The sequence below is a fragment of the Mesorhizobium sp. W016 genome (genome assembly GCF_054719485.1).
In genome coordinates this window covers 5,815,422-5,835,994 of record NZ_JBTTIF010000002.1, presented here as the reverse complement: position 1 = coordinate 5,835,994, position 20,573 = coordinate 5,815,422, and the positions used below count along the sequence as shown (strand labels likewise).

The following is a 20,573-nucleotide window of genomic DNA, read 5'->3' as shown; positions in this document are numbered from 1 at the left end:
TCTCGGTATCAGCCATTTTCGACTCGGCCTGACCTGAATCTCGGCACAGCGTAGCCGGCTTCGGCTGCTTAATTTAGGTGCAGCGCAACATCTCTGCTTGGAGAATGGCCAATAGATGTGTCAGGGTTCGGCTGAAGAAACGCCGATCTCCGGGGCCCCATGGCAATACTGGCAGCCGTCTACCACCTGACCCATTACAAATATGACCGGCCGGTGGTTCTCGGGCCCCAGGTCATCAGGCTGCAGCCGGCACCGCATTCCCGCACCAAGGTGCTCAGCCATTCGCTGAAGGTCGGGCCGGCGAACCACTTCGTCAATCTGCAGCAGGACCCCTACGGCAATTTCCTCGCCCGCTTCGTCTTCCCGGAACCGGTGACGGAATTGAAGATCGAGGTCGACCTCGTCGCCGACATGACGGTCTACAATCCGTTCGATTTCTTCGTCGAACCATCGGCCGAGACCTTCCCGTTCGAGTACCCCGAAGACATCAGGGACGATCTCGCCATCGACCGCACGCCGGAGCCGGCGGGGCCGCTGCTGTCTGCTTTCCTCGCAACCATCGACCGTAGCGCCACCAACACCGTCAACTTCGTCGTCGACCTCAATGCGCGGCTGCAGCGGGAGATCGCCTATATCGTGCGGATGGAAACCGGCGTGTTCTCGCCGGAGGAAACGCTGGCCGCGAAAAAGGGATCGTGCCGGGATTCGAGCTGGCTGCTGGTGCAAATCCTCAGGAATCTCGGCCTCGCCGCGCGTTTCGTCTCAGGCTATCTGATCCAGCTGAAGCCCGATCTGGTCGCGCTCGATGGCCCAGCCGGAACCGCCGTCGATTTCACCGACCTGCACGCCTGGTGCGAGGTCTATCTGCCGGGCGCCGGCTGGATCGGCTTCGATCCGACGTCCGGCCTGCTCACCGGCGAAAGCCATGTGCCGCTGGCGGCCACGCCGCATTTCCGCAACGCCGCACCCATTTCCGGCATGGCGAGCTTCGCCAATGTCGAATTCGGCTTCGACATGCGTGTCGACCGCATCGCCGAACATCCGCGCATCACCAAGCCATTCTCGGACGAAAGCTGGCAGGCGCTGGATGGGCTGGGCAACAAGGTCGACGCCGCACTTCAAGCGGGCGACGTCAGGCTGACCATGGGCGGCGAACCGACCTTTGTCTCCATCGACGATTTCGAGTCCGCCGAGTGGAACACCGCCGCCGTCGGCCCGACCAAGCGCGAAAAGGCCGATGCGCTGATCCGTAAATTGCGCGAACGCTTCGCGCCGGGCGGCTTCCTCCACTACGGCCAGGGCAAATGGTATCCGGGCGAGAGCCTGCCGCGTTGGACCTTCTCGCTGTATTGGCGCACCGACGGCCAGCCGGTGTGGAGCGATCCGTCGCTGATCGCACACGAAAAGAGCGATGCGGAGGTCGGGCCGCAGCAAGCCGAAAGCTTGCTGACGGCAATCGCCGGCGAACTCGGCATCGACAAGGCGATGGTCAGCGAGGCCTATGAGGACCCGGCCGAATGGCTGCTGAAGGAAGGCAAGCTGCCCGACAATGTCGATCCGTCCAACTCCAAGCTGGAAGACCCGGAAGAGCGCAGCCGCATGGCGAAAGTGTTCGAGCGCGGGCTGACCAAGCCGTCCGGCTACGTGCTGCCGGTGCAGCGCTGGAACAGCCAGGCTTCGGACCCGCGCTGGCGCTCGGAGAAGTGGAAGACACGGCGCGGGCGGCTGTTCCTGGTGCCGGGCGATTCCCCTGTCGGTTACCGCCTGCCGCTGGGCACGCTGCCCTATGTGCCGCCGGCGCAGTTCCCCTATATCGTGCCGGTCGATCCGTCGCTGCCGCGTGGACCGCTGCCGGCGCGGGAAGCCATACTGCCAGAACCGGCTCCGGCCGAACTGGAAGGCGCCGACGAGATGGCGCGGCGCCAGCAGGCGGTATCGTTCACTGCGACGACCGGTCAGCAAGACCGGGTCGAGCAGGAGATCACCGAGATCGGCGGCGCGGTGCGTACAGCACTTTCGGTCGAGCCGCGCGACGGCAGGCTGTGCGTCTTCATGCCGCCGGTCGAGGCGCTGGAAGACTATCTGGAGCTCGTCGCAGCCGCAGAAAACGCGGCCAAGGCGATCGGCCTTCCCGTGCATATCGAAGGCTATGGACCGCCGCACGATCCGCGCCTCAACGTCATCAGGGTGGCACCCGATCCCGGCGTCATCGAGGTCAACATCCATCCGGCTGCCAACTGGCAGGACTGCGTGGCGACGACGACGGCGATCTACGAGGAAGCACGGCAGACGCGGCTTGGCGCCGACAAGTTCATGATCGACGGCCGCCACACCGGTACCGGCGGGGGCAACCATGTCGTCGTCGGCGGCGCGACGCCCAATGACAGCCCGTTCCTGCGCCGGCCCGATCTGTTGAAGAGCCTGGTGCTGCAATGGCAGCGGCGCCCGTCGCTGTCCTATCTATTCTCCGGCCTGTTCATCGGCCCGACCAGCCAGGCGCCGCGCTTCGATGAGGCGCGGCACGATTCGCTTTACGAACTCGAGATCGCGATGGCGCAGGTGCCGCATCCGGGCCAGGGCAACCCACCGCTGCCTTGGCTGGTCGACCGACTGTTCCGAAATCTGTTGACTGACGTCACCGGTAATACGCACCGCTCGGAAATCTGCATCGACAAGCTGTTTTCGCCCGATGGCCCGACTGGCCGGCTTGGGCTTGTTGAGTTCCGCGGTTTCGAGATGCCGCCCAATGCGCGCATGTCGCTGGCGCAGCAATTGCTGGTACGCGCCATCATCGCCCGTGCGTGGAACAACCCGCTTGATGGCCGCTTCGTGCGCTGGGGCACCTCGCTCCATGACCGTTTCATGCTGCCGCATTATGTCTGGGCGGATTTCCTCGACATGCTCGACGACCTCAAGCTCAACGGTTTCGAATTCCGGCCGGAATGGTTCGATGCCCAGCTGGAGTTCCGCTTTCCGTTCTGCGGCGAAGTCCAGCATGCCGGCATCAAGCTGGAACTGCGGCAGGCGCTGGAGCCGTGGCATGTCATGGGCGAGCAAGGCGCAATCGGCGGCACTGTGCGTTTCGTCGACTCCTCGGTCGAACGGCTGCAGGTCAGGACCGAAGGCCTCAACCCGGAACGTCATGCCATTGTCTGCAATGGCCGAATCGTGCCGATGAAGGTCACCGACAATCGCGAGGTCGCGGTGGCCGGTGTGCGCTTCAAGGCCTGGCAGCCTTCGTCGGGCCTGCATCCGGCGCTGCCGGTCAACACGCCTTTGGTCTTCGACATTTACGACCGTTGGTCGGGGCGGGCGGTGGGCGGCTGCGTCTACCATGTCGCGCATCCAGGTGGGCGCAGCTACGACACTTTCCCGGTCAACGTCAATGAGGCCGAGGCGAGGCGTCTCGCCCGCTTCGAGCCGCGCGGCCATACGCCGTCGGCCTATGTGCTGCGCAATGAAGAAGCCTCTGAAGACTTCCCCATGACCCTTGACCTCAGGCGGCCAGCAAGACTCTGATCAGCGATGGCAAAGGGGAATCAGAAAAAGGTCCGCGGCAAGCCGCTGAGGCACAGTCTGCTGGAGCACTACCAGCCGATTGACGGCGTCGTCGACGAGATGGTCGATGCTTCGGGCCATCCGCGTCCGGCCTGGGCGCCCTTCATCGAGGCGCTGGAGGAGCTGGGTCCCGAAAAGCTGGGCCAGCGCTTTGCCCGCGCCGACCAGTATCTGCGCGACGCCGGCGTTTATTATCGCGTCTACGACAAGGCCGGCGCTAACGAGCGCGAATGGCCACTGGCGCATATCCCGCTGCTGATCGAAGACAAGGAATGGGCCGGGATCAGCGCCGGTCTCGTCCAGCGCGCCGAGCTTTTCGAGGAGATAGTCGCTGATATCTATGGCCCGAACCGGCTGATCGAGAAGGGAATCCTGCCGGCAGGCCTGATTGCGGCGAGCCCCGAATATTTGCGCCCCGTCGTCGGCACCATGCCGGCCAGCGGTCATTTCCTGCATTTTTGCGCCTTCGAGCTCGGCCGTGGACCGGATGGAAGCTGGTGGGTGCTGGGCGACCGCACGCAGGCGCCGTCGGGCGCCGGCTTTGCGCTGGAAAACCGCGTCGCCACGACGCGGGCTTTGTCCGACATCTATGGCGAGATGCATGTGCACCGTCTCGCCGGTTTCTTCCGTCGCTTTCGCGATGCTCTGATCGGCATGGCGAAGGAGAATGACGGCCGCGTCGCCATTCTGACGCCGGGGCCGCTCAACGAGACCTATTACGAGCACGCCTATATCGCCCGCTATCTCGGCATCATGCTGCTCGAGGGCGAGGATCTGACCGTCGCCGGCGGCAAGCTTATGGTGCGCACGGTTTCGGGGCTGATGCCGATCAGCGTGCTGTGGCGGCGGCTCGATGCCGCCTTCGCCGATCCGCTGGAACTGCGGCCAGACTCGCATATCGGCACCCCGGGGCTGGTCGAGGCGATCCGCCGCGGCACGGTTTCGACGGTCAATGCGCTGGGTTCGGGCTTGATGGAAACCCGGGCGCTGCTCGCTTTCCTGCCGAAGATTTCGCGCGCATTGCGCGGCGAAGAACTTCTGTTGCCAAGCGTGGCGACCTGGTGGTGCGGGCAAGCAACCGAACGGGCCCATGTGCTTGCCAATATCGATCGCATGGTGATCGGTCCGGCGCTGTCGACGCGGCTGGCCTTTGAGGATGACGGCCAGACCAGGCTCGGTTCGGCACTGACGCCGGAGGAACGCATCGCGCTGATCGCGCGCATCGAGAGCGATGGCAGCGGTTTCGTCGGCCAGGAAGCGGTGACGCTGTCGACGACGCCGGTCTATGTCGGCGGCTGGCTGGAGCCACGGCCGGCAAGCCTGCGCGTTTATCTCGCGCGCACGCCCGATGGCTGGACGGTAATGCCCGGCGGTTTCGCCCGTGTCGGCCTTTCGCTCGACCCGACCGCCATCGCCATGCAGCGCGGCGGCCAGGCGGCCGACGTCTGGGTGGTCAGCGACCGGTCGGTCGAGCGCGAGACGCTGCTGCCGCAGGAGCATGACAGCTTCGTCCGCACCATGCCGGGCAGCCTGCCCAGCCGCGCGGCGGAAAACCTGACCTGGCTCGGCCGCTATATCGAGCGTTCGGAAGATACGGTGCGTATCCTGCGCGCCTATCATGTGCGGCTGGCCGAGACGTCCGATCCTGACATGCTGCTGCTCGCCGATATCAGGGACTATCTCGAACCCTTCGGCATCGATCTCGAAGCGGCCATTCCGCCCGGATTGATCGGCACGCTGGACAGCGCCGTCTACAGCGCCGGACAGATCCGCGACCGCTTTTCGCCCGATGGCTGGCTGGCGCTGAAGGACCTGTCGAAGACCATTCATCAGTTCGCCACCACGGTGGCGCCGGGTGACGACGCGACACGGGCGATGACGGTCATGCTGCGCAAGCTCGCCGGTTTCTCCGGCCTGTTGCACGAGAATATGTACCGTTTCACCGGCTGGCGTTTCCTCGAGATCGGCCGGCGGATCGAGCGCGGCATCCAGATCGCCCGTACGCTAGCCCGACTGACAAGGTCCGGTGCGCCGGACGGCTCGCTCGACATGATGCTGGAGATCGGCGACAGCGTCATGACCCACCGCCGGCAATATCCGGTGCGGGCCGGACGGCGCACGGTGATCGACCTCTTGGCGCTCGACCCACTCAACCCGCGCTCGATCCTGTTCCAGCTCGAACGGCTGAAGGCGGAGATCGGCCTGTTGCCATCGGTTGGGCCGGAGGGGCATATGTCGGTCGCGGCCAAGGAAATCCTGCAGCTCAACACGGCAATTGCCGTCATGGAGCCATCGGAGATGTCGGCGGAGGTGCTGGACGATCTCGCAACTGAGATCGGCAACCTCTATAGCAGCCTGGCTAAAGCGTATTTCGGTTAACATGCTGTACGATATCAGGCTTCATCTCAGCTACGATTATGACGCCGCGGCCGGTGGCAGCCGGCATCAGGTGCGTGTATTGCCGCCGACCATTGCCGGCGTGCAGCGCGTGATCGCGGCCTCGCTTTCGTTTGTGCCGACCCCATCGGAGCGCACGGATTTTGCCGATTTCTTCGGCAACAATGTCACCGCGATCGCCTTTCGCGACGTCCATGACGGGCTCGACATCAGAATGAGCGCGCGCGTGTCGGTGTCACGGCCGGAGCCTGGGCTCGACGTGTCGCCCGATCTGCAGCGCCTGCGGGAAGAACTCGGCGCCGTACGGTCACTGGCGCCGGATGCACCGCATCACTTTCTCGCCGCCAGCGATCATGCCGGCATCGATGCGGCGATCACCGCCTATGCCCGCGACAGCGCCGGCGGCTCGACGGTCGGCATGGCCATCGATCTGTGCAACCGCATCCACCGCGACTTCACCTATGACGGGGAAGCGACCACGGTGCGTACCGGGGCCAGCGATGCCTTCCGTTTGAAGCGGGGCGTGTGCCAGGACTTCTCCCACATCATGATCGCCGGCCTGCGCGGGCTAGGTATTCCTGCGGGTTATGTCAGCGGCTTCCTGCGCACCATTCCCCCGAAAGGGAAGCCGCGGCTCGAAGGCGCCGATGCCATGCATGCCTGGGTCAAGGTGTGGTGTGGGCGCGATGCCGGCTGGCAGGAATTCGACCCGACCAATGGCATGCGGGCCAGCAACGACCACATCACCGTTGGCTATGGCCGCGACTATTCCGACGTGGCTCCGATCGTCGGCGTGCTGAAAACCACCGGCGGCCAGGTCGGCGACCAGGCCGTCGACGTCATTCCGGTCGCGCTTGAGAAGGCCTGACAGCCTCGAAGCACAGCTTCTCAACAACGGCGATGCCCGTTATGCTCGGTTGAAACCTTCGGGGAGGATCGGTCGGCAGGCATGCTGATGCGGAGTTCGGTATTGACGGCAATCAGTGTCATCATCCCGGCGCACAATGCGGCGGCAACCATAGCGGCCACGCTGGCCTCGCTTCGTTCCGAAGCCGAGGTTATCGGCGAGGTGCTGCTGGTCGATGATTCCTCCTCGGACGGGACGGCAGAAGCCGCGCTGAATGCCGCCACGCAATTCTCGTTGCCGTTGCGCGTGCTCATGAGCAACTGCCGGGACGCGGGCGGCTCCCGCAATGTGGCGCTGGCGCAGGCGCAATGCTCCTGGATCTACCTGATCGACGCCGACGACTTGCATCTGGAGGGCGGGCTGCGGTCGATGCTGGTCCGGGCGGGGACGCAGCCGGCCGCCGACATGGTGATCGGCGCCTACCGTCGGCGCACCGATGGCGAGAACCGGAACCTCAAGCTTCCAGCCGGCTACATAGAAGATGGTATAGCCAATGCCTCGGCCTATCTGGAAGGTCACATTCGCTCGATCGCCGTGGGCAGTGCGCTGGTTTCCCGGCGCGTCGTCGGCGACACGCGCTTCCCGACCGGGCTTGCCTATGACGAGGACACGCTGTTCTGGTCCAGGCTGATGGGCAGGGCGTCGCTTGCCCTGATCGTGCATCCCGTCATGATCTACCACGTTTCGGCAGTGCGTTCCGATGATCGCTTCATCACCAGGCCGGTGCGCCGCTTTCTCGACTGGCGGCTGGCGCTGCGCGAGCTGACTGACTGTGGCATCCCACTATCGTCGCTAAAAACCAGGGAGGGGCTGGTCGCCCTCAAGATCGCCAGGGTTCACTATGCGCGCGGCGATCTGGAGACGGCGGCGCGGTTCCTGAGGATCGCGGCGGCGGCGCCGAAGGTGCGGTCGAACACCTGGCGTTGCAGGCGCTACCAGCTGAAGCTGGCGCTGCGGCGCTGGTTTTCCTCTCCGCGCGTCCAGTTGCAACGTGCCTGAATCAGCCCCGCCGCAGCTTGCCGTCATTGTCATCGGCTATCGCGCGCCGGCTCAAATCGTCGAGGCGGTGACATCCCTGCTTGATCAGAATGCGCCGCTCGAGATCATGGTGGTCAACTCGGGCGGAGGCGAGGTCCTGGCGCTGCTGACCGGCGCCGGGGTCAAGGTGCCAGTGATCGAGGTCGGTCGAAGGCTGTTTGTCGGCGCAGCCCGCAATCTCGGCATTGCGGCCACCAAAGCGCCTTTCGTTGCCTTTCTTGCCGATGATTGCCTCGCCTGTTCGGGCTGGGCCGAGGCACGGATGCAGCGGCATCTGGCTGGCGACCGCGCCGTGGCGAGCGCGATGGTGAATAGCCATCCGCGCAATCTGATCGCCTGTGCGGCTCATCTGATCATGTTCATGCGACGGCTTCCCGGTCTGCCGTCGGATCGTGCGCTGCGTTACGGCGTGTCGTTCGATCGGCGGCTGTTCGATGAATATGGCTTGTTCGATGAAACCATGCCTGCTGCCGAAGACACCGAATTTCTGGGGCGGCTGCCGCAGGAACTGCAGCCGGTCTGGGAGCCTAAGGTGCAAACCGTTCATCGCAACGAAACCCGGCTGTCCAGATTGCTTGCCGATCAGTACAGGCGCGGCTGTCGCCGCGGCGATTACCTCGCAGCGTCCGCCCTGAACACTCCGTTTCGGTGTTTTCGCGACACGTTTCGCGATCGGCGGAATGCCCGCAAGCTGGCGAAGATCGGGCTTTCCGATCGGGATCGAACTTTCGCGATGATGTCGATGCCAATTGTCTGGCTTGCCCTGCTGGTCAAATCCGTGGGTGTCTATATTGGCGTGCGAAATCGCGTGAAAGCGGCAACAAGAAAATGATAACGAGCCAAATCAAGCCTCGACGCTGGCGACGGAGCCGACTGTTCTGGACGCGCCAGAGAACGGTCGCAGTTTTCAGCTATCGTTATGACGCGCATCTGGTTGCCGATCTGATCACCAATATCGATCCGGTCGTTGACGGCTGGATTGCCTATGACGATCGCGGGGCGACCGGCGTGTTCAGCAGCGAGCCGCAGCGGCGGCGGATCTTGCTCGACGCAGCGCATGAAGCTGCCGCCGACTGGATCCTGGCTATTGATCCCGATGAGCGGCTGGAACGCGGTACCGCGGAGCGGATCGGACAGCTGACGGGGGATTACAGGCGCATGGCCTGGGGGTTCCGGCTCCGCGAATTGTATTCGCCGACTGAGTACCGGGTCGACGGGCTGTGGGCCGAAAAGTTCCAGTATCGTCTGTTCAGAGCCTACGATCCGGCGAAGTACCGACCAGAGGACCTGCACGGGCTCTGGTATCCTCCCGATCTTGGTTTCAAGGCCCGCAACAGCGGGCTCAACCTCTATCATTTAAAGATGATGGAGCCGAAGCGGCGGATCGCCCGCCGCAATCTCTACCACCACCTTGATCCAAAGGGGCTCCTGCAGGATGTGGGCTATGACTACCTTGCCGATGAGGCAGGGGCCGTGTTCGAACAGATTCCGCCCGGGCGCGACTACCATCCGCCTCACGTCGACGATGGCGGCCTCTGGATGGCCGTGCCGGCTGGTGCCACCATTGGTGGACCCGACCACATTCCATAGCAACGGGGTGGAACCAGCAGTCGGCTTAGCGCTTATCTACGAGAAAAATTTCGTGGAGCGGGCATGCTTGACAAATCTGGGACGCCATCCGGCCGGTCGGCTGCCGGACGGGGGGACGATGGAGCGCCGAAGAACGGCGCGCAGACCGCTGCCGAACAGGCCTCGCTCACCTATATCAGCGACAGCGAGCCGGGGATCCGGCGCCTGAAGGCGGGCGAAGGCTTTTCCTACAAGGGCGCGAAAGGACAGGCCGTCGGCGCGGCAGCCATTGCCCGCATCAAGGCGCTGGCCATTCCGCCGGCATGGACGGATGTGTGGATCTCGCCCGATCCCGCCGGCCACATCCAGGCGACCGGCCGCGACCAGCGCGGGCGCAAACAGTACCGCTACCATCCGCTGTGGGCCGCCGAGCGCGACGGCGCCAAATACTCCAGCCTTGTCGCCTTTGCCGAAAGCCTGCCGGAGCTGCGCCGCCGGATCGATGCCGATCTGCGCCGCCGTGGCCTGCCGGCCGAGCGCGTCGTGGCGGCAATTGTCTGGCTGCTCGACAACACGATGATCCGGGTCGGCAATGCCGCCTATGCCCGCGACAACAAGAGCTTTGGGCTGACGACGCTACGCGACCGCCACGTCGACATCAAGGGATCGAGCCTGCGCTTTGCCTTCAAGGGCAAGTCCGGCAAGGAATGGAAATTGAAGCTGGTCGACCGCCGCATCGCCCGGGTCGTGCGCGGCGCGCAGGATATTCCGGGGCAGCAACTGTTCCAATATCTCGACGAGGATGGCGAGAGGCATGGAGTGCGCTCCGACGATGTCAACCGCTATATCCGCGACGCGATCGGCGCCAATTTCAGCTCCAAGCATTTCCGCACCTGGGGCGGCACCATCCATGCCGCGTCGCTGTTTGCGCGGACGGAGCTTCCCGAAAGCCAGGCGCAGACCAAGCGTGTGATGAACGCGGTCATCGACAAGGTGGCCGAGCGGCTCGGCAACACACGCGCCGTCTGCCGCAAATGCTACATCCATCCACAGGTTTTCGAAGCCTGGGTGGAAGGGCGGCTGCTTAGCGAAATGACCGAGGCCAACAAGCGCAAGCGAGCGATCGACGGTCTCGATGATGAAGAGGCTCTTGTGCTGAGATGGTTGAAGGCAAGCGAAGGCTGACAAAAATGGCGTAACTTTTTTGTCGACGCCATGTCGGCACAGGCCCTACTGTTTCGTCCTTTGAGACAGAAAAGGACGTCCCATGCTCTACGCTATCCTCTGCTATGCCTCCGAAGATGTCGTCTCCTCCTGGAGCAAGGCACAGGATGACGAGGTCATGGCAAAGCTCATGCATGTGCAGGAAAAATATGCTCAAGCCGGCCGGCTTGGGCCGGTGGCGCGGCTTTTGCCCACCACCGCCGCGACGACGCTGCGCAAGGTCAAGGGCGAATCGGTCGTCATCGACGGCCCGTTTGCCGAGACCAAGGAACAGTTCCTCGGCTTCTACACGCTGGAATGCGCCGATCTCGACGAAGCCGTCGACTTCGCGCGCGAGCTTTCCGAGGTTAATCCCAGCGGCGGATCCTATGAGATCCGACCGGTTTCCGTCTTCAACCCAACCAGAGTAGCCACATGACAGACCTCGCCTGGATAAGCTCGGCGATCAGCGCTGCCCGCCCGCAGGCTATGGGTGCGCTGCTGCGCTATTTCCGCAATCTCGATACGGCGGAGGAAGCTTTCCAGGACGCGTGCCTGAGGGCACTCAAGAACTGGCCGCAGAACGGGCCGCCGCGCGATCCTGCGGCCTGGCTGATCTTTGTCGGCCGCAACACCGGCATCGACGCGGTGCGCAAGCGCGCCAAGCAGGCGCCGATGCCGGAAGAGGACCAGATCTCGGACCTGGAAGATGCCGAGAGCGATATCGCCGAACGGCTGGACGGCGCGCACTACCGCGATGACATATTGCGGCTCTTGTTCATCTGCTGCCATCCGGATCTGCCGCCTACGCAGCAGATCGCGGTGGCGCTGCGCATCGTCTCCGGTCTCACCGTCAAGCAGATCGCGCGTGCGTTCCTGGTCGGCGAAAGCGCCATGGAACAGCGCATCACGCGCGCCAAGGCGCGCATTGCAGATGCCGGCGTGCCGTTCGAGACACCCGGCGCGGTCGAGCGCTCGGAGCGGCTCGCCGCCGTCGCCGCCATGGTCTATCTGATCTTCAACGAAGGTTATTCCACCAACAGCGGCGAGGCGCCGGCGCGTGCGCCGCTTTGCGAGGAAGCGATCCGGCTGGCTCGCCTGTTGCTGCGGCTGTTCCAGACCGAGCCGGAGATCATGGGCCTGACGGCATTGCTTTTGCTGCAGCATGCGCGCGCGCCGGCCCGCTTCGACGAGAATGGCGAGATCGTGCTGCTCGACGACCAGGACCGCTCGCTGTGGAGCCGCAAGATGATCGACGAAGGCCTGGCGCTGGTCGACAAGGCCCTGCGCCACCAGAAGCCCGGACCCTACCAGGTGCAGGCGGCGATCGCCGCCCTTCATGCGCGGGCGGCAACCCCCGAGGAGACCGACTGGACAGAGATCGACCTGCTCTACAGCCTGCTGGAGGCGATGCAACCTTCGCCGGTGGTGACGCTGAACCGTGCCGTTGCGGTCGCCAAGGTGCGCGGGCCGGAAGCTGCCCTTGCCATGATCGAGCCGCTAGGCGAGAGGCTGTCCGGCTATTTCCACTTCTTCGGCCTCAAGGGCGGTCTGTTGATGCAGCTCGGCCGTGGCGAAGAGGCGCGTGTCGCCTTCGATCGCGCCATTGCGTTGGCCAACACGGCAGCGGAAGCCGCCCATATCCGCATGCATATCGACCGGCTGATGCGAGACGGAGCCGTGAAGGCGCCGGCGAAGACAGCGCACTAAGCCTGTTTCTCCTCTGGCTCAATCGTGCAATCCCGGCTTGGACCATGCCGGGGTGGCGATTTTTCCCTGAAACGAGTAATGGCACGCCATGACAGCGCCTGCGGCATGCGGGCGATAATGGCGCCAAGGCTCGACCGCCGCCCTATGACGGCGAGCGGATCTGAAAGGGATAAAAATGACGATAGCGAAGGAAACGGCCGAACTTCTGGCGAAACTGGGTGTGGCCAAGGACGCGCTGACCGGCGGCGACCTCGTCGTGCGCAGCCCGGTGACGGGTGAACAGATCGCGGCGCTGAAGACGATTTCGCCGGCCGATGCGGCCAAGACCATCGATGCCGCGCACACGGCGTTCCAGGCCTGGCGGATGGTGCCGGGTCCCCGGCGCGGCGAACTGGTGCGGCTGCTCGGCGAGGAGTTGCGCGCGCACAAAACCGAGCTTGGCCGGCTGGTGTCGATCGAGGTCGGCAAGATCCCGTCGGAAGGCCTCGGCGAAGTCCAGGAAATGATCGACATCTGCGATTTCGCCGTCGGCCTTTCCCGCCAGCTCTACGGTCTGACCATCGCCACCGAGCGTCCGGGACATCGCATGATGGAGACCTGGCATCCGCTCGGCGTCGTCGGCGTCATTTCGGCCTTCAACTTCCCGGTCGCGGTGTGGTCGTGGAACGCGGCGCTGGCGCTGGTCTGCGGCGATGCCGTGGTGTGGAAGCCCTCGGAAAAGACGCCGCTGACGGCGCTCGCCTGCGAGGCGATTTTTGCCGGCGCGGTCAAGCGCTTCGGCGCGGATGCGCCGCAGGGCCTGGCACCGGTGCTGATTGGCGACCGCTCCGTCGGCGAGATCCTGGTCGACCACCCGAAGGTGGCGCTGGTTTCGGCCACCGGCTCGACCCGCATGGGCCGGGATGTCGGCCCGCGTCTGGCCAAGCGCTTTGCCCGCGCCGTGCTCGAACTCGGCGGCAACAATGCCGGCATCGTCTGCCCGACCGCCGATCTCGACATGGCGCTGCGCGCCATCGCCTTTGGCGCCATGGGCACCGCCGGCCAGCGCTGCACGACGCTGCGGCGCCTGTTCGTGCATGACAGCGTCTATGACGCGCTGCTGCCGCGGCTGAAGAAGGCCTATGAGAGCGTCTCGGTCGGCAATCCGCTGGAGACGTCTTCGCTCGTCGGGCCGCTGATCGACAAGGCGGCCTTCGACGCCATGCAGAAGGCGCTCAAGGAAGCCACCGCTCACGGTGGCAAGCTGACCGGCGGTTCGCGGGTCGAGAATGGCCATCCCGATGCCTATTACGTGCATCCGGCGCTGGTCGAAATGCCGAAGCAGGTGGCTCCCGTCACCGAAGAAACCTTCGCGCCGATCCTCTACGTGATGAAATATTCCGATTTCGATGCCGTGCTCGACGAGCACAATGCGGTCGGCGCCGGACTGTCGTCGTCGATCTTCACCCGCGACCTGCAGGAATCCGAGCGCTTCCTCGGCGTCGATGGTTCGGATTGCGGCATCGCCAACGTCAACATCGGCACGTCGGGCGCCGAGATCGGCGGCGCGTTCGGCGGCGAGAAGGAAACCGGCGGCGGGCGCGAGAGCGGCTCCGATGCCTGGAAGGCCTATATGCGCCGCGCCACCAACACGGTGAACTATTCCAAGGCGCTGCCGCTGGCGCAGGGCGTGTCATTCGACATCGATTGAGATGCTGCGCCCGGCTTTTGACCAGTTGATCCACCCGAACCCGTCGGGCGGATCGCTGCCGCTCGCGCGGATCGTTCCGCTTTAAGGCTTCGCCCCCGCTGTCCAGATGTCCGTATCCCGACGGCGGAAAGGCCACCTCGGCCATGCGCCCGGACGGGTCCTCGCGGTCGGCACGATCGGCTGCGCAACAGCGTCTGCGCCGAACGTTCAGCCAGCGTGCGGCGACGCCGGTCGGCAGGCTTCGAACGCGGCATCGATGACGGCAAGTTTGGCGGCCTGCACGGTCATGTATTCCTGGTAGAAGCTGTTCGAGACCCACATTACGGAATGCCCGCGCCGGCCCAGCCAGCCGACGCTGCCGAGCTTTTCGGCGTCGCGCAATTTGCGCGCAAGATGGGTGCGCGAGAGTTTTAGCCAACTGGCGAATTCGCCGATCGAAACCACGCTGGTCGGGATCCGGTCGAGGGCGGCATTGTCGGGATCGATGCCGGACATCAGCCAATCCATGACGATGCCGCCATTGTTGAGCCAGATGAACAGCGAAAACGTCTGCTTGGGCTCACGCACAGGGTTGGAGGAGAGCAGGCCTTCCGCCACCATCGGCTGCAGCCTGGCAATCATGCCGTGCTGCTCGAGAAACGCGGCGAGGCGGTTGCCGCTGTCGAGACCGTCGAGCGTGCGCAGATGCGCAACCACCCAGCCATCGAATTCCTTCAGCGTCGCTGCCGTCACCTGAAAGGGATGGGCTCGTCCATCACCGGTGTGCGGCAGGTATTCGATGATGTGATAGTGCAGCATCTCCTTGATGAAGGCTTCAGCCGTGTTGCGGCTGGCGACGGAATAGTGAAGCACTGCATCGATGAAGCGGGCCAGTGTCAGTTCCGTGCGGGGATCGCGCGGGTCGCGGGCGAAATGCAGGGCTAGGCCGGTGTGAGCCAGCAGCCAGCGCTGTTGCGTGGCGAATACGGCGGCCAAGCGTGGGCTCGTTTCATAGATATGCAGCAGCGCCTTCGACTGCGCCTCGACATGACGGTGCAGCGCCGGATGGCCGGCAATATATTCGAAATTCAGCGCCATCCTCCTCGTCCTCCGGCCAGCCCCCCGGCAGCGAAGACGTGCAATCACATTTCCAGCCTTAGCCGCCCGCGTCCAGCCATGCCAACCCGGACAAAAGGCCTAGAGCGATCAACCGTTCCACAGACACGTTGAAACCCCCGTCATCTCTTGATTTCGAGGCAAATTACTTGAGAAGCGCCGCGCGCTTCTGCAGAGAAAACCGTGTCACACTTTTTTGGAAACGCTCTGGTCCGTTCGCGCCTAGGGCGTGTCGGAAAACGCTAAGCCATTGCAACCGTTGAAAAACCTACCGCAATAATAGTCAGCCCGGCAGCCTGCGGTTGAATTTGCCTCAAAATCGCCAGCACGTTGCGCGCGGTCCGTTTGTATCCAGGGCGGTTCGCCACGTTGGAGCGCCTGGGCTATCGTTCCGGCTATTACGGCCGCACGCCCTGGAAGGGCTCGGCCTCAAAATTGTTTTCCACACACGCAACGCGAGGTGATGGAGAGCCATCGTGTCCTAGCCACGGGAGACCACATCGTGGCAAACTTCTTGTTAACCACATGCTCGGTGAAATTATCGGATTAACCTCAGATGCCACTATCGAGGTTATGTTCCGTACCTTAGCGTTCAATATGAGTTCAAGGGATGTGTGGATTCGGGGGTTATTTCGGGTCAATCCGGGATGCGGAAGCTTTGCTCACGCACATGGTAGCCGCAATTGCCCATCGTGGGCCGGATGAGCAAGGGAAATTCGTAGCACCCGATGCCGGGCTCGGGCATGCGCGGCTGTCGGTGATCGGCATCGGAGACGGCCAGCAACCGATGTCCGACGAGGCCGGCAATTTGACGATTGCGTTCAACGGCGAGATTTTCAACTACATAGAACTGCGCGAAGGGCTGATCGCCAAGGGCCGACACTTTCGGACGTCGAGCGACACAGAGGTCATCCTTCAGCTCTATGAGGAGATGGGCGAACACTGCTTGTCTCTCCTGAACGGTGATTTCGCCTTGGCGATATGGGACAATCGGCAGCGACGAATGGTGCTTGCACGAGACCGGATGGGTGTCCGGCCGCTCTTCTACACAAGTAAGGACGGGGTGCTTTACTTTGCCTCGGAGATCAAAGCTCTGTTGAAGGTCCCGGGCGTCTCCGCTGAAATTGATCCGATTGCGCTGGATCAGATCTTTACGCTGTGGGCGCCGATCGCTCCGCGCACGGCGTTCCGCAATATCCACGAGTTGGAACCGGCAAGTGTGATGATCGCGACGCAGGGGCAGGTCACGGTCAGACGGTACTGGCACCTGGACTATCCGCATCGTGATGAGCCGTCGAAGATCACGAACGAGGACCACGCGGCAGAGGAATTGCAAGCCCTTCTGACCGATGCGGTGAGGCTTCGCATGCGGGCCGACGTGCCGGTCGGTTCCTATCTTTCCGGAGGGCTCGATTCGTCGCTCGTTTCGGCGCTTGCCGCCGGCATGACTCCTCGGAGACTGGAGACATTTTCCGTAACCTTCGACAGCACCGAGCATGACGAAAGCGCCTTTCAGACCGAAATGGCCTCGGCGCTCGGCACGCGCCACCACGCCATAGAATGCGGCGCCCGCGATATCGCCAGCGTCTTTCCTGACGTCATCCGCTTTGCCGAGCGGCCGATCATCCGCACGGCGCCAGCGCCACTCTACAAATTGTCCGCCCTGGTTCGCCAGGCCGGCCTGAAGGTGGTGCTGACGGGTGAAGGCGCCGACGAGGTCTTCGCCGGTTACGACGTCTTCAAGGAGGCGCGTGTCCGCCGGTTCTGCGGGCGGCAGCCCACATCGCGCATAAGGCCGCAGCTGTTCCGCCGGCTTTACCCGTATCTGCCGGGCCTGCAACAGCAATCGGTGGAGTATCTGGCTGCCTTCTTCGGCACCAGCAACGCTGCCCTCGACGATCCGCTGTTCTCGCATCGGCCACGCTTCAAGACCACGGCGGCGGCGAAAATCTTCTTTTCCGGCGACCTGCGCGCGACGTTGAAGGGTTATGACGCAGCTGAAGAGCTGACCAGCCGCCTACCCGAGGCGTTTTCCCTATGGCATCCGCTGCATCAGGCGCAATATCTCGAAACCCGCTTCCTCCTGCCCGGCTACATCCTCTCCAGCCAAGGCGATCGGATGGCCATGGCGCACGGCATCGAAGGGCGGTTTCCTTTCCTGGATCATCGCGTGGTAGAGTTCGCGGCAAGACTTCCGCCGGAGATGAAACTGAAAGGCTTGATGGAGAAGCACATATTGCGCAAGGTGGCCAGGCACCACCTTCCGGCGGCGATCGGTAAACGCACCAAGCAACCTTACCGCGCCCCGGAGGCCCGCTCCTTCGTCGGGGCGGAGGAACTAGACTATGTTCGTGACTGCCTGGGCGAGGCGAGCATTACCGCCGGCGGCCTGTTCAACGCCAAGGCGGTGGCCAAGCTCCACGAGAAATGCCGCATTGAGACCGCGACCGGATTTCGCGACAACGCCGCCTTCGTCGGCATTCTGTCGACGCAGCTGTGGCAGAAGAATTTCGCCGGCCAAGCGGCCGGCGCGGCAAGAGCGGCCTGAGACGGCGAGGAAAAGGAAAGACATGATGACGGCAATCAAGGACAGGGTCAGAAGCTTTATCGTCGACAACTTCCTGTTCGGCGACACCTCCTACAAACTGTCGGATTCAGCCTCGCTGATCGAGAACGACATTATCGACTCGACTGCGGTACTTGAGCTGGTGGCCTTCATCGAGGACAATTTCGGCATCGCGATGGTGGATGCCGACATCGTTCCGGCCAACCTGGACTCGCTTGACCGCATCTCGTCCTTCATCGAGGCGAGAGCACAAACGCTGGCAGCGTAAGCGCCAACGGCGAGGAACGTCCCGTGCGGATCGAGCATTTTCTGGTGGCGAAGGCTGCTGCCCACCCGGCCAAGACGGCATTGGTCACCAAGGGCAAAAGGCTGAGCTACGAAGAACTCGACGACCTTTCGAGCCGGCTGGCCACCGCTCTCTTCATGAATGGGATCAGGCGCGACGACCGCGTTCTGATCTTCATGGACAATTGCTGGGAGGCCGCCGTATCGATCTTTGCCGCACTCAAGGCAGGTGCGACCTTCAGTCCGATCAACCCCTCCACAAAGGCCGACAAGCTCGGTTACGTCATCGCCGATTGCGACGCCAGGGCGGTCCTGACGCAGGCGAAGCTGATGCCCGTGGTCACCGAAGCCTGCGCATCGCAAGGCAAGCCCGGCATCTTCGTGGCTTCCACCCCTGGGGCCGACGGGCAATGCCCGGCAGGGGCCGCGTCCCTGACTGACTGCCTGACGTTCGATGGCGCGGAGGTAAACCATCGCGGCATCGACGTCGACCTTGCGATGCTGATCTACACGTCAGGTTCGACCGGCCGGCCCAAGGGTGTGATGATGACGCATCGCAATTGCGACGCCGCCGCGGGGTCGATCGCCACCTATCTGCGCAACGCGCCGGACGACATCATCCTGAACGTCCTCCCGCTTGCCTTCGACTATGGCCTCTACCAGTTGCTGATGGCAGTCAGGCTCGGGGCCACGCTGGTGCTCGAGAAGTCCTTCGCCTTCCCGCACGAGATCTTCGAACGCATCCGCAAAGAGGGCGTCACCGGCCTTCCGCTGGTGCCTACCATGGCGGCGATGATCCTGCAGATGCGTGATCTGGCGCCGGGTTTCCTGCCCAGCCTCCGCTATATTTCCAACACCGCGGCCGCCTTGCCGCCAGCCCACATAGAACGCCTGCGCTCGCTGCTGCCCGGCGTCCGGATCTATTCGATGTATGGGCTGACCGAATGCAAGCGCTGCACCTATTTGCCACCCGAGGAACTTGACCGCCGGCCAGGGTCGGTCGGCATAGCCATCCCCAACACGGAAGCCTTTGTCGTCGACGACCTTGGACAACGCGTGCCGGCGGGCGTGGCAGGTGAGCTAGTCATCCGCGGTCCGCACGTGATGCAGGGCTATTGGCGCAACAAGGCCGCGACGGAACGAGCGCTCCGGCCGGGGCCTAACCCTTGGGAAAAGGTGCTCTATACGGGCGACCTGTTCCAGACCGACGAGGACGGCTTTCTCTATTTTGTCGGGCGTAAGGACGACATCATCAAGACGCGTGGCGAGAAGGTCGCCCCCAAGGAAGTGGAGGCCGTGCTCCACGCCCATCCAGGTATCGCGGAAGCGGTGGTCGTCGGCGTGCCGGATCCGGTGCTGGGGCATGCGATTGGCGCGCTCGTCGTGCGGTCCGATCCGGCGCTTGGCGGAAAGGACATCATTCGTCACTGCGCGCGCCACCTGGAGGATTTCATGGTCCCCAAAATCATAGAGTTCCGGAGCGAATTACCGAAGACGGAGTCGGGCAAGGTCAGCCGCCGGCTCGCGGCTGAGATGATGGAGGCCGAGCAATGAACATCGGCTCAACCCAGGATGCGCCGGCCTTCACGCAAGCCCTGGCCATCGATCCCGCCGCCGAAACGGACAGGATCGTGGCGGCCCTGCGCGAGCAGTTGCGCGGCATTCGCAAGCGCGGACTCGTGCTCGGTCTTTCGGGCGGTGTAGATTCCAGCGTTTCGGCTGCATTGGCCGCGCGGGCCGTCGGCCACCAGAATGTGCTGTGCGTCCTCATGCCGGAAAGCGATTCCGACCCCGAAAGCCTGCGGCTCGGCCATCTGGTCGCCGACACTTTCGGCGTCGAGGCCGTTGTGGAGGATATCGGGCCGACCCTGCGGGCAATGGGCTGCTATGAACGCCGCGACGCCTTCATCCGCGAATTGGTCCCGGACTATGGCAAGGGCTGGGCCTCGAAGATCGTGATCGCGAACGTGCTCGAAGGCGAGGGCTACAACATCTCGTCGCTGGTGGTGCAGGACCCGCAAGGCAAGCAGACGAAATTGCGGATGCCGGTGGCTGTCTATCTCGGCATCGTTGCCGCCACCAACATGAAGCAGCGCACCCGCAAGCAGCTCGAATATTATCATGCCGACCGGCTGAACTTCGCCGTGCTCGGCACACCGAACCGGCTGGAATACGACCAGGGGTTCTTCGTCAAGAACGGCGACGGCGCCGCCGACGTCAAGCCGATCGCGCATCTCTACAAGACGCAGGTCTATGCGCTAGCCGCCTATCTCGGCATTCCGGAAGAGGTCCGCAACCGGCCGCCGACCACCGACACCTACTCGCTGGCGCAGACGCAGGAAGAATTCTACTTCTCCCTGCCTTACGATCGGATGGATCTGTGTCTCTACGGCCTCAACAACGGCGTGTCCGCCGAGGTGGTAGGGCAAGCGGCGGGATTGACCGCCTCACAGATCGAACGCGTCTGGGCCGACATCGCCGCCAAGCGAAAGGCAACGCGCTATCTGCACCTGCGCCCGCAGCTCGTTGACGGCGTGGACGAAGTCGGCTCCTGA

The 20,573-nt window shown here is 63.6% G+C and carries 15 protein-coding genes; 14 read left to right on the top strand and 1 reads right to left on the bottom strand.

All coding sequences use genetic code 11. The features are described from left to right. Positions 1-159 precede the first annotated feature (159 nt). The 10 genes from ACYG9V_RS28580 to amaB all read left to right on the top strand — a co-directional run bounded on the left by ACYG9V_RS28580 (position 160) and on the right by amaB (position 14,072). The gene (locus tag ACYG9V_RS28580) at positions 160-3,519 is read left to right on the top strand and encodes a transglutaminase family protein (RefSeq protein ID WP_352762443.1); all 3,360 of its coding nucleotides are present in this window, start codon (positions 160-162) and stop codon (positions 3,517-3,519) included. A 6-nt stretch (positions 3,520-3,525) separates the two neighbouring features. Continuing rightward, positions 3,526-5,937: a circularly permuted type 2 ATP-grasp protein gene (locus tag ACYG9V_RS28575; protein WP_023696879.1), complete on the top strand. Its 2,412-nt coding sequence runs from the start codon at positions 3,526-3,528 to the stop codon at positions 5,935-5,937. 1 nt (position 5,938) lies between these two features. Continuing rightward, on the top strand, positions 5,939-6,823 hold the full coding sequence (locus ACYG9V_RS28570) for a transglutaminase family protein (protein WP_023683456.1): 885 nt from the start codon (positions 5,939-5,941) through the stop codon (positions 6,821-6,823). 102 nt (positions 6,824-6,925) lie between these two features. Further along, on the top strand, positions 6,926-7,861 hold the full coding sequence (locus ACYG9V_RS28565; RefSeq protein WP_352762442.1) for a glycosyltransferase family 2 protein: 936 nt from the start codon (positions 6,926-6,928) through the stop codon (positions 7,859-7,861). Then, positions 7,854-8,732: a glycosyltransferase family 2 protein gene (locus ACYG9V_RS28560; RefSeq protein ID WP_023741010.1), complete on the top strand. Its 879-nt coding sequence runs from the start codon at positions 7,854-7,856 to the stop codon at positions 8,730-8,732. Before ACYG9V_RS28565 ends, ACYG9V_RS28560 begins: the two co-directional genes overlap by 8 nt. Beyond that, a complete protein-coding gene (locus ACYG9V_RS28555) occupies positions 8,729-9,490 on the top strand; it encodes a hypothetical protein (RefSeq protein ID WP_023686315.1) in 762 nt (253 codons plus the stop codon). Before ACYG9V_RS28560 ends, ACYG9V_RS28555 begins: the two co-directional genes overlap by 4 nt. A 63-nt stretch (positions 9,491-9,553) precedes the next feature. Further along, a complete protein-coding gene (locus ACYG9V_RS28550; protein ID WP_023713995.1) occupies positions 9,554-10,654 on the top strand; it encodes a DNA topoisomerase IB in 1,101 nt (366 codons plus the stop codon). Positions 10,655-10,736: 82 nt separating this feature from the next. Beyond that, complete coding sequence (locus tag ACYG9V_RS28545) at positions 10,737-11,111, top strand: YciI family protein (protein ID WP_023671781.1); 375 nt, start codon at positions 10,737-10,739, stop codon at positions 11,109-11,111. Then, the gene (locus tag ACYG9V_RS28540) at positions 11,108-12,382 is read left to right on the top strand and encodes an RNA polymerase sigma factor (protein WP_023707663.1); all 1,275 of its coding nucleotides are present in this window, start codon (positions 11,108-11,110) and stop codon (positions 12,380-12,382) included. The genes ACYG9V_RS28545 and ACYG9V_RS28540 overlap by 4 nt, the downstream gene beginning before the upstream one ends. Before the next feature lie 175 nt (positions 12,383-12,557). Then, positions 12,558-14,072 carry an L-piperidine-6-carboxylate dehydrogenase gene (gene amaB, locus ACYG9V_RS28535; protein WP_023671784.1) on the top strand — a complete coding sequence of 505 codons (1,515 nt, stop codon included), beginning with the start codon at positions 12,558-12,560 and terminating at the stop codon, positions 14,070-14,072. 207 nt (positions 14,073-14,279) lie between these two features. Here amaB and ACYG9V_RS28530 read toward each other — a convergent pair whose 3' ends face one another. After that, entirely contained in the window at positions 14,280-15,149 is an 870-nt protein-coding gene (locus ACYG9V_RS28530) for a hypothetical protein (RefSeq protein ID WP_023683449.1), read from the bottom strand. Between the two features lie 628 nt (positions 15,150-15,777). On the opposite strand from ACYG9V_RS28530, the gene asnB reads away from it, so the two are divergent. The 4 genes from asnB to nadE are packed head-to-tail and all read left to right on the top strand — an operon-like array spanning position 15,778 to position 20,573. Continuing rightward, positions 15,778-17,715 carry an asparagine synthase (glutamine-hydrolyzing) gene (gene asnB, locus ACYG9V_RS28525; RefSeq protein ID WP_352762440.1) on the top strand — a complete coding sequence of 646 codons (1,938 nt, stop codon included), beginning with the start codon at positions 15,778-15,780 and terminating at the stop codon, positions 17,713-17,715. A 22-nt stretch (positions 17,716-17,737) separates the two neighbouring features. After that, a complete protein-coding gene (locus ACYG9V_RS28520; protein WP_023671787.1) occupies positions 17,738-18,001 on the top strand; it encodes an acyl carrier protein in 264 nt (87 codons plus the stop codon). Positions 18,002-18,024: 23 nt separating this feature from the next. Beyond that, positions 18,025-19,572 (top strand): class I adenylate-forming enzyme family protein, encoded by a 1,548-nt coding sequence (locus tag ACYG9V_RS28515; protein WP_023683447.1) that lies wholly within the window; start codon positions 18,025-18,027, stop codon positions 19,570-19,572. Continuing rightward, positions 19,569-20,573 (top strand): NAD(+) synthase, encoded by a 1,005-nt coding sequence (nadE, locus tag ACYG9V_RS28510; RefSeq protein ID WP_023751291.1) that lies wholly within the window; start codon positions 19,569-19,571, stop codon positions 20,571-20,573. The genes ACYG9V_RS28515 and nadE overlap by 4 nt, the downstream gene beginning before the upstream one ends.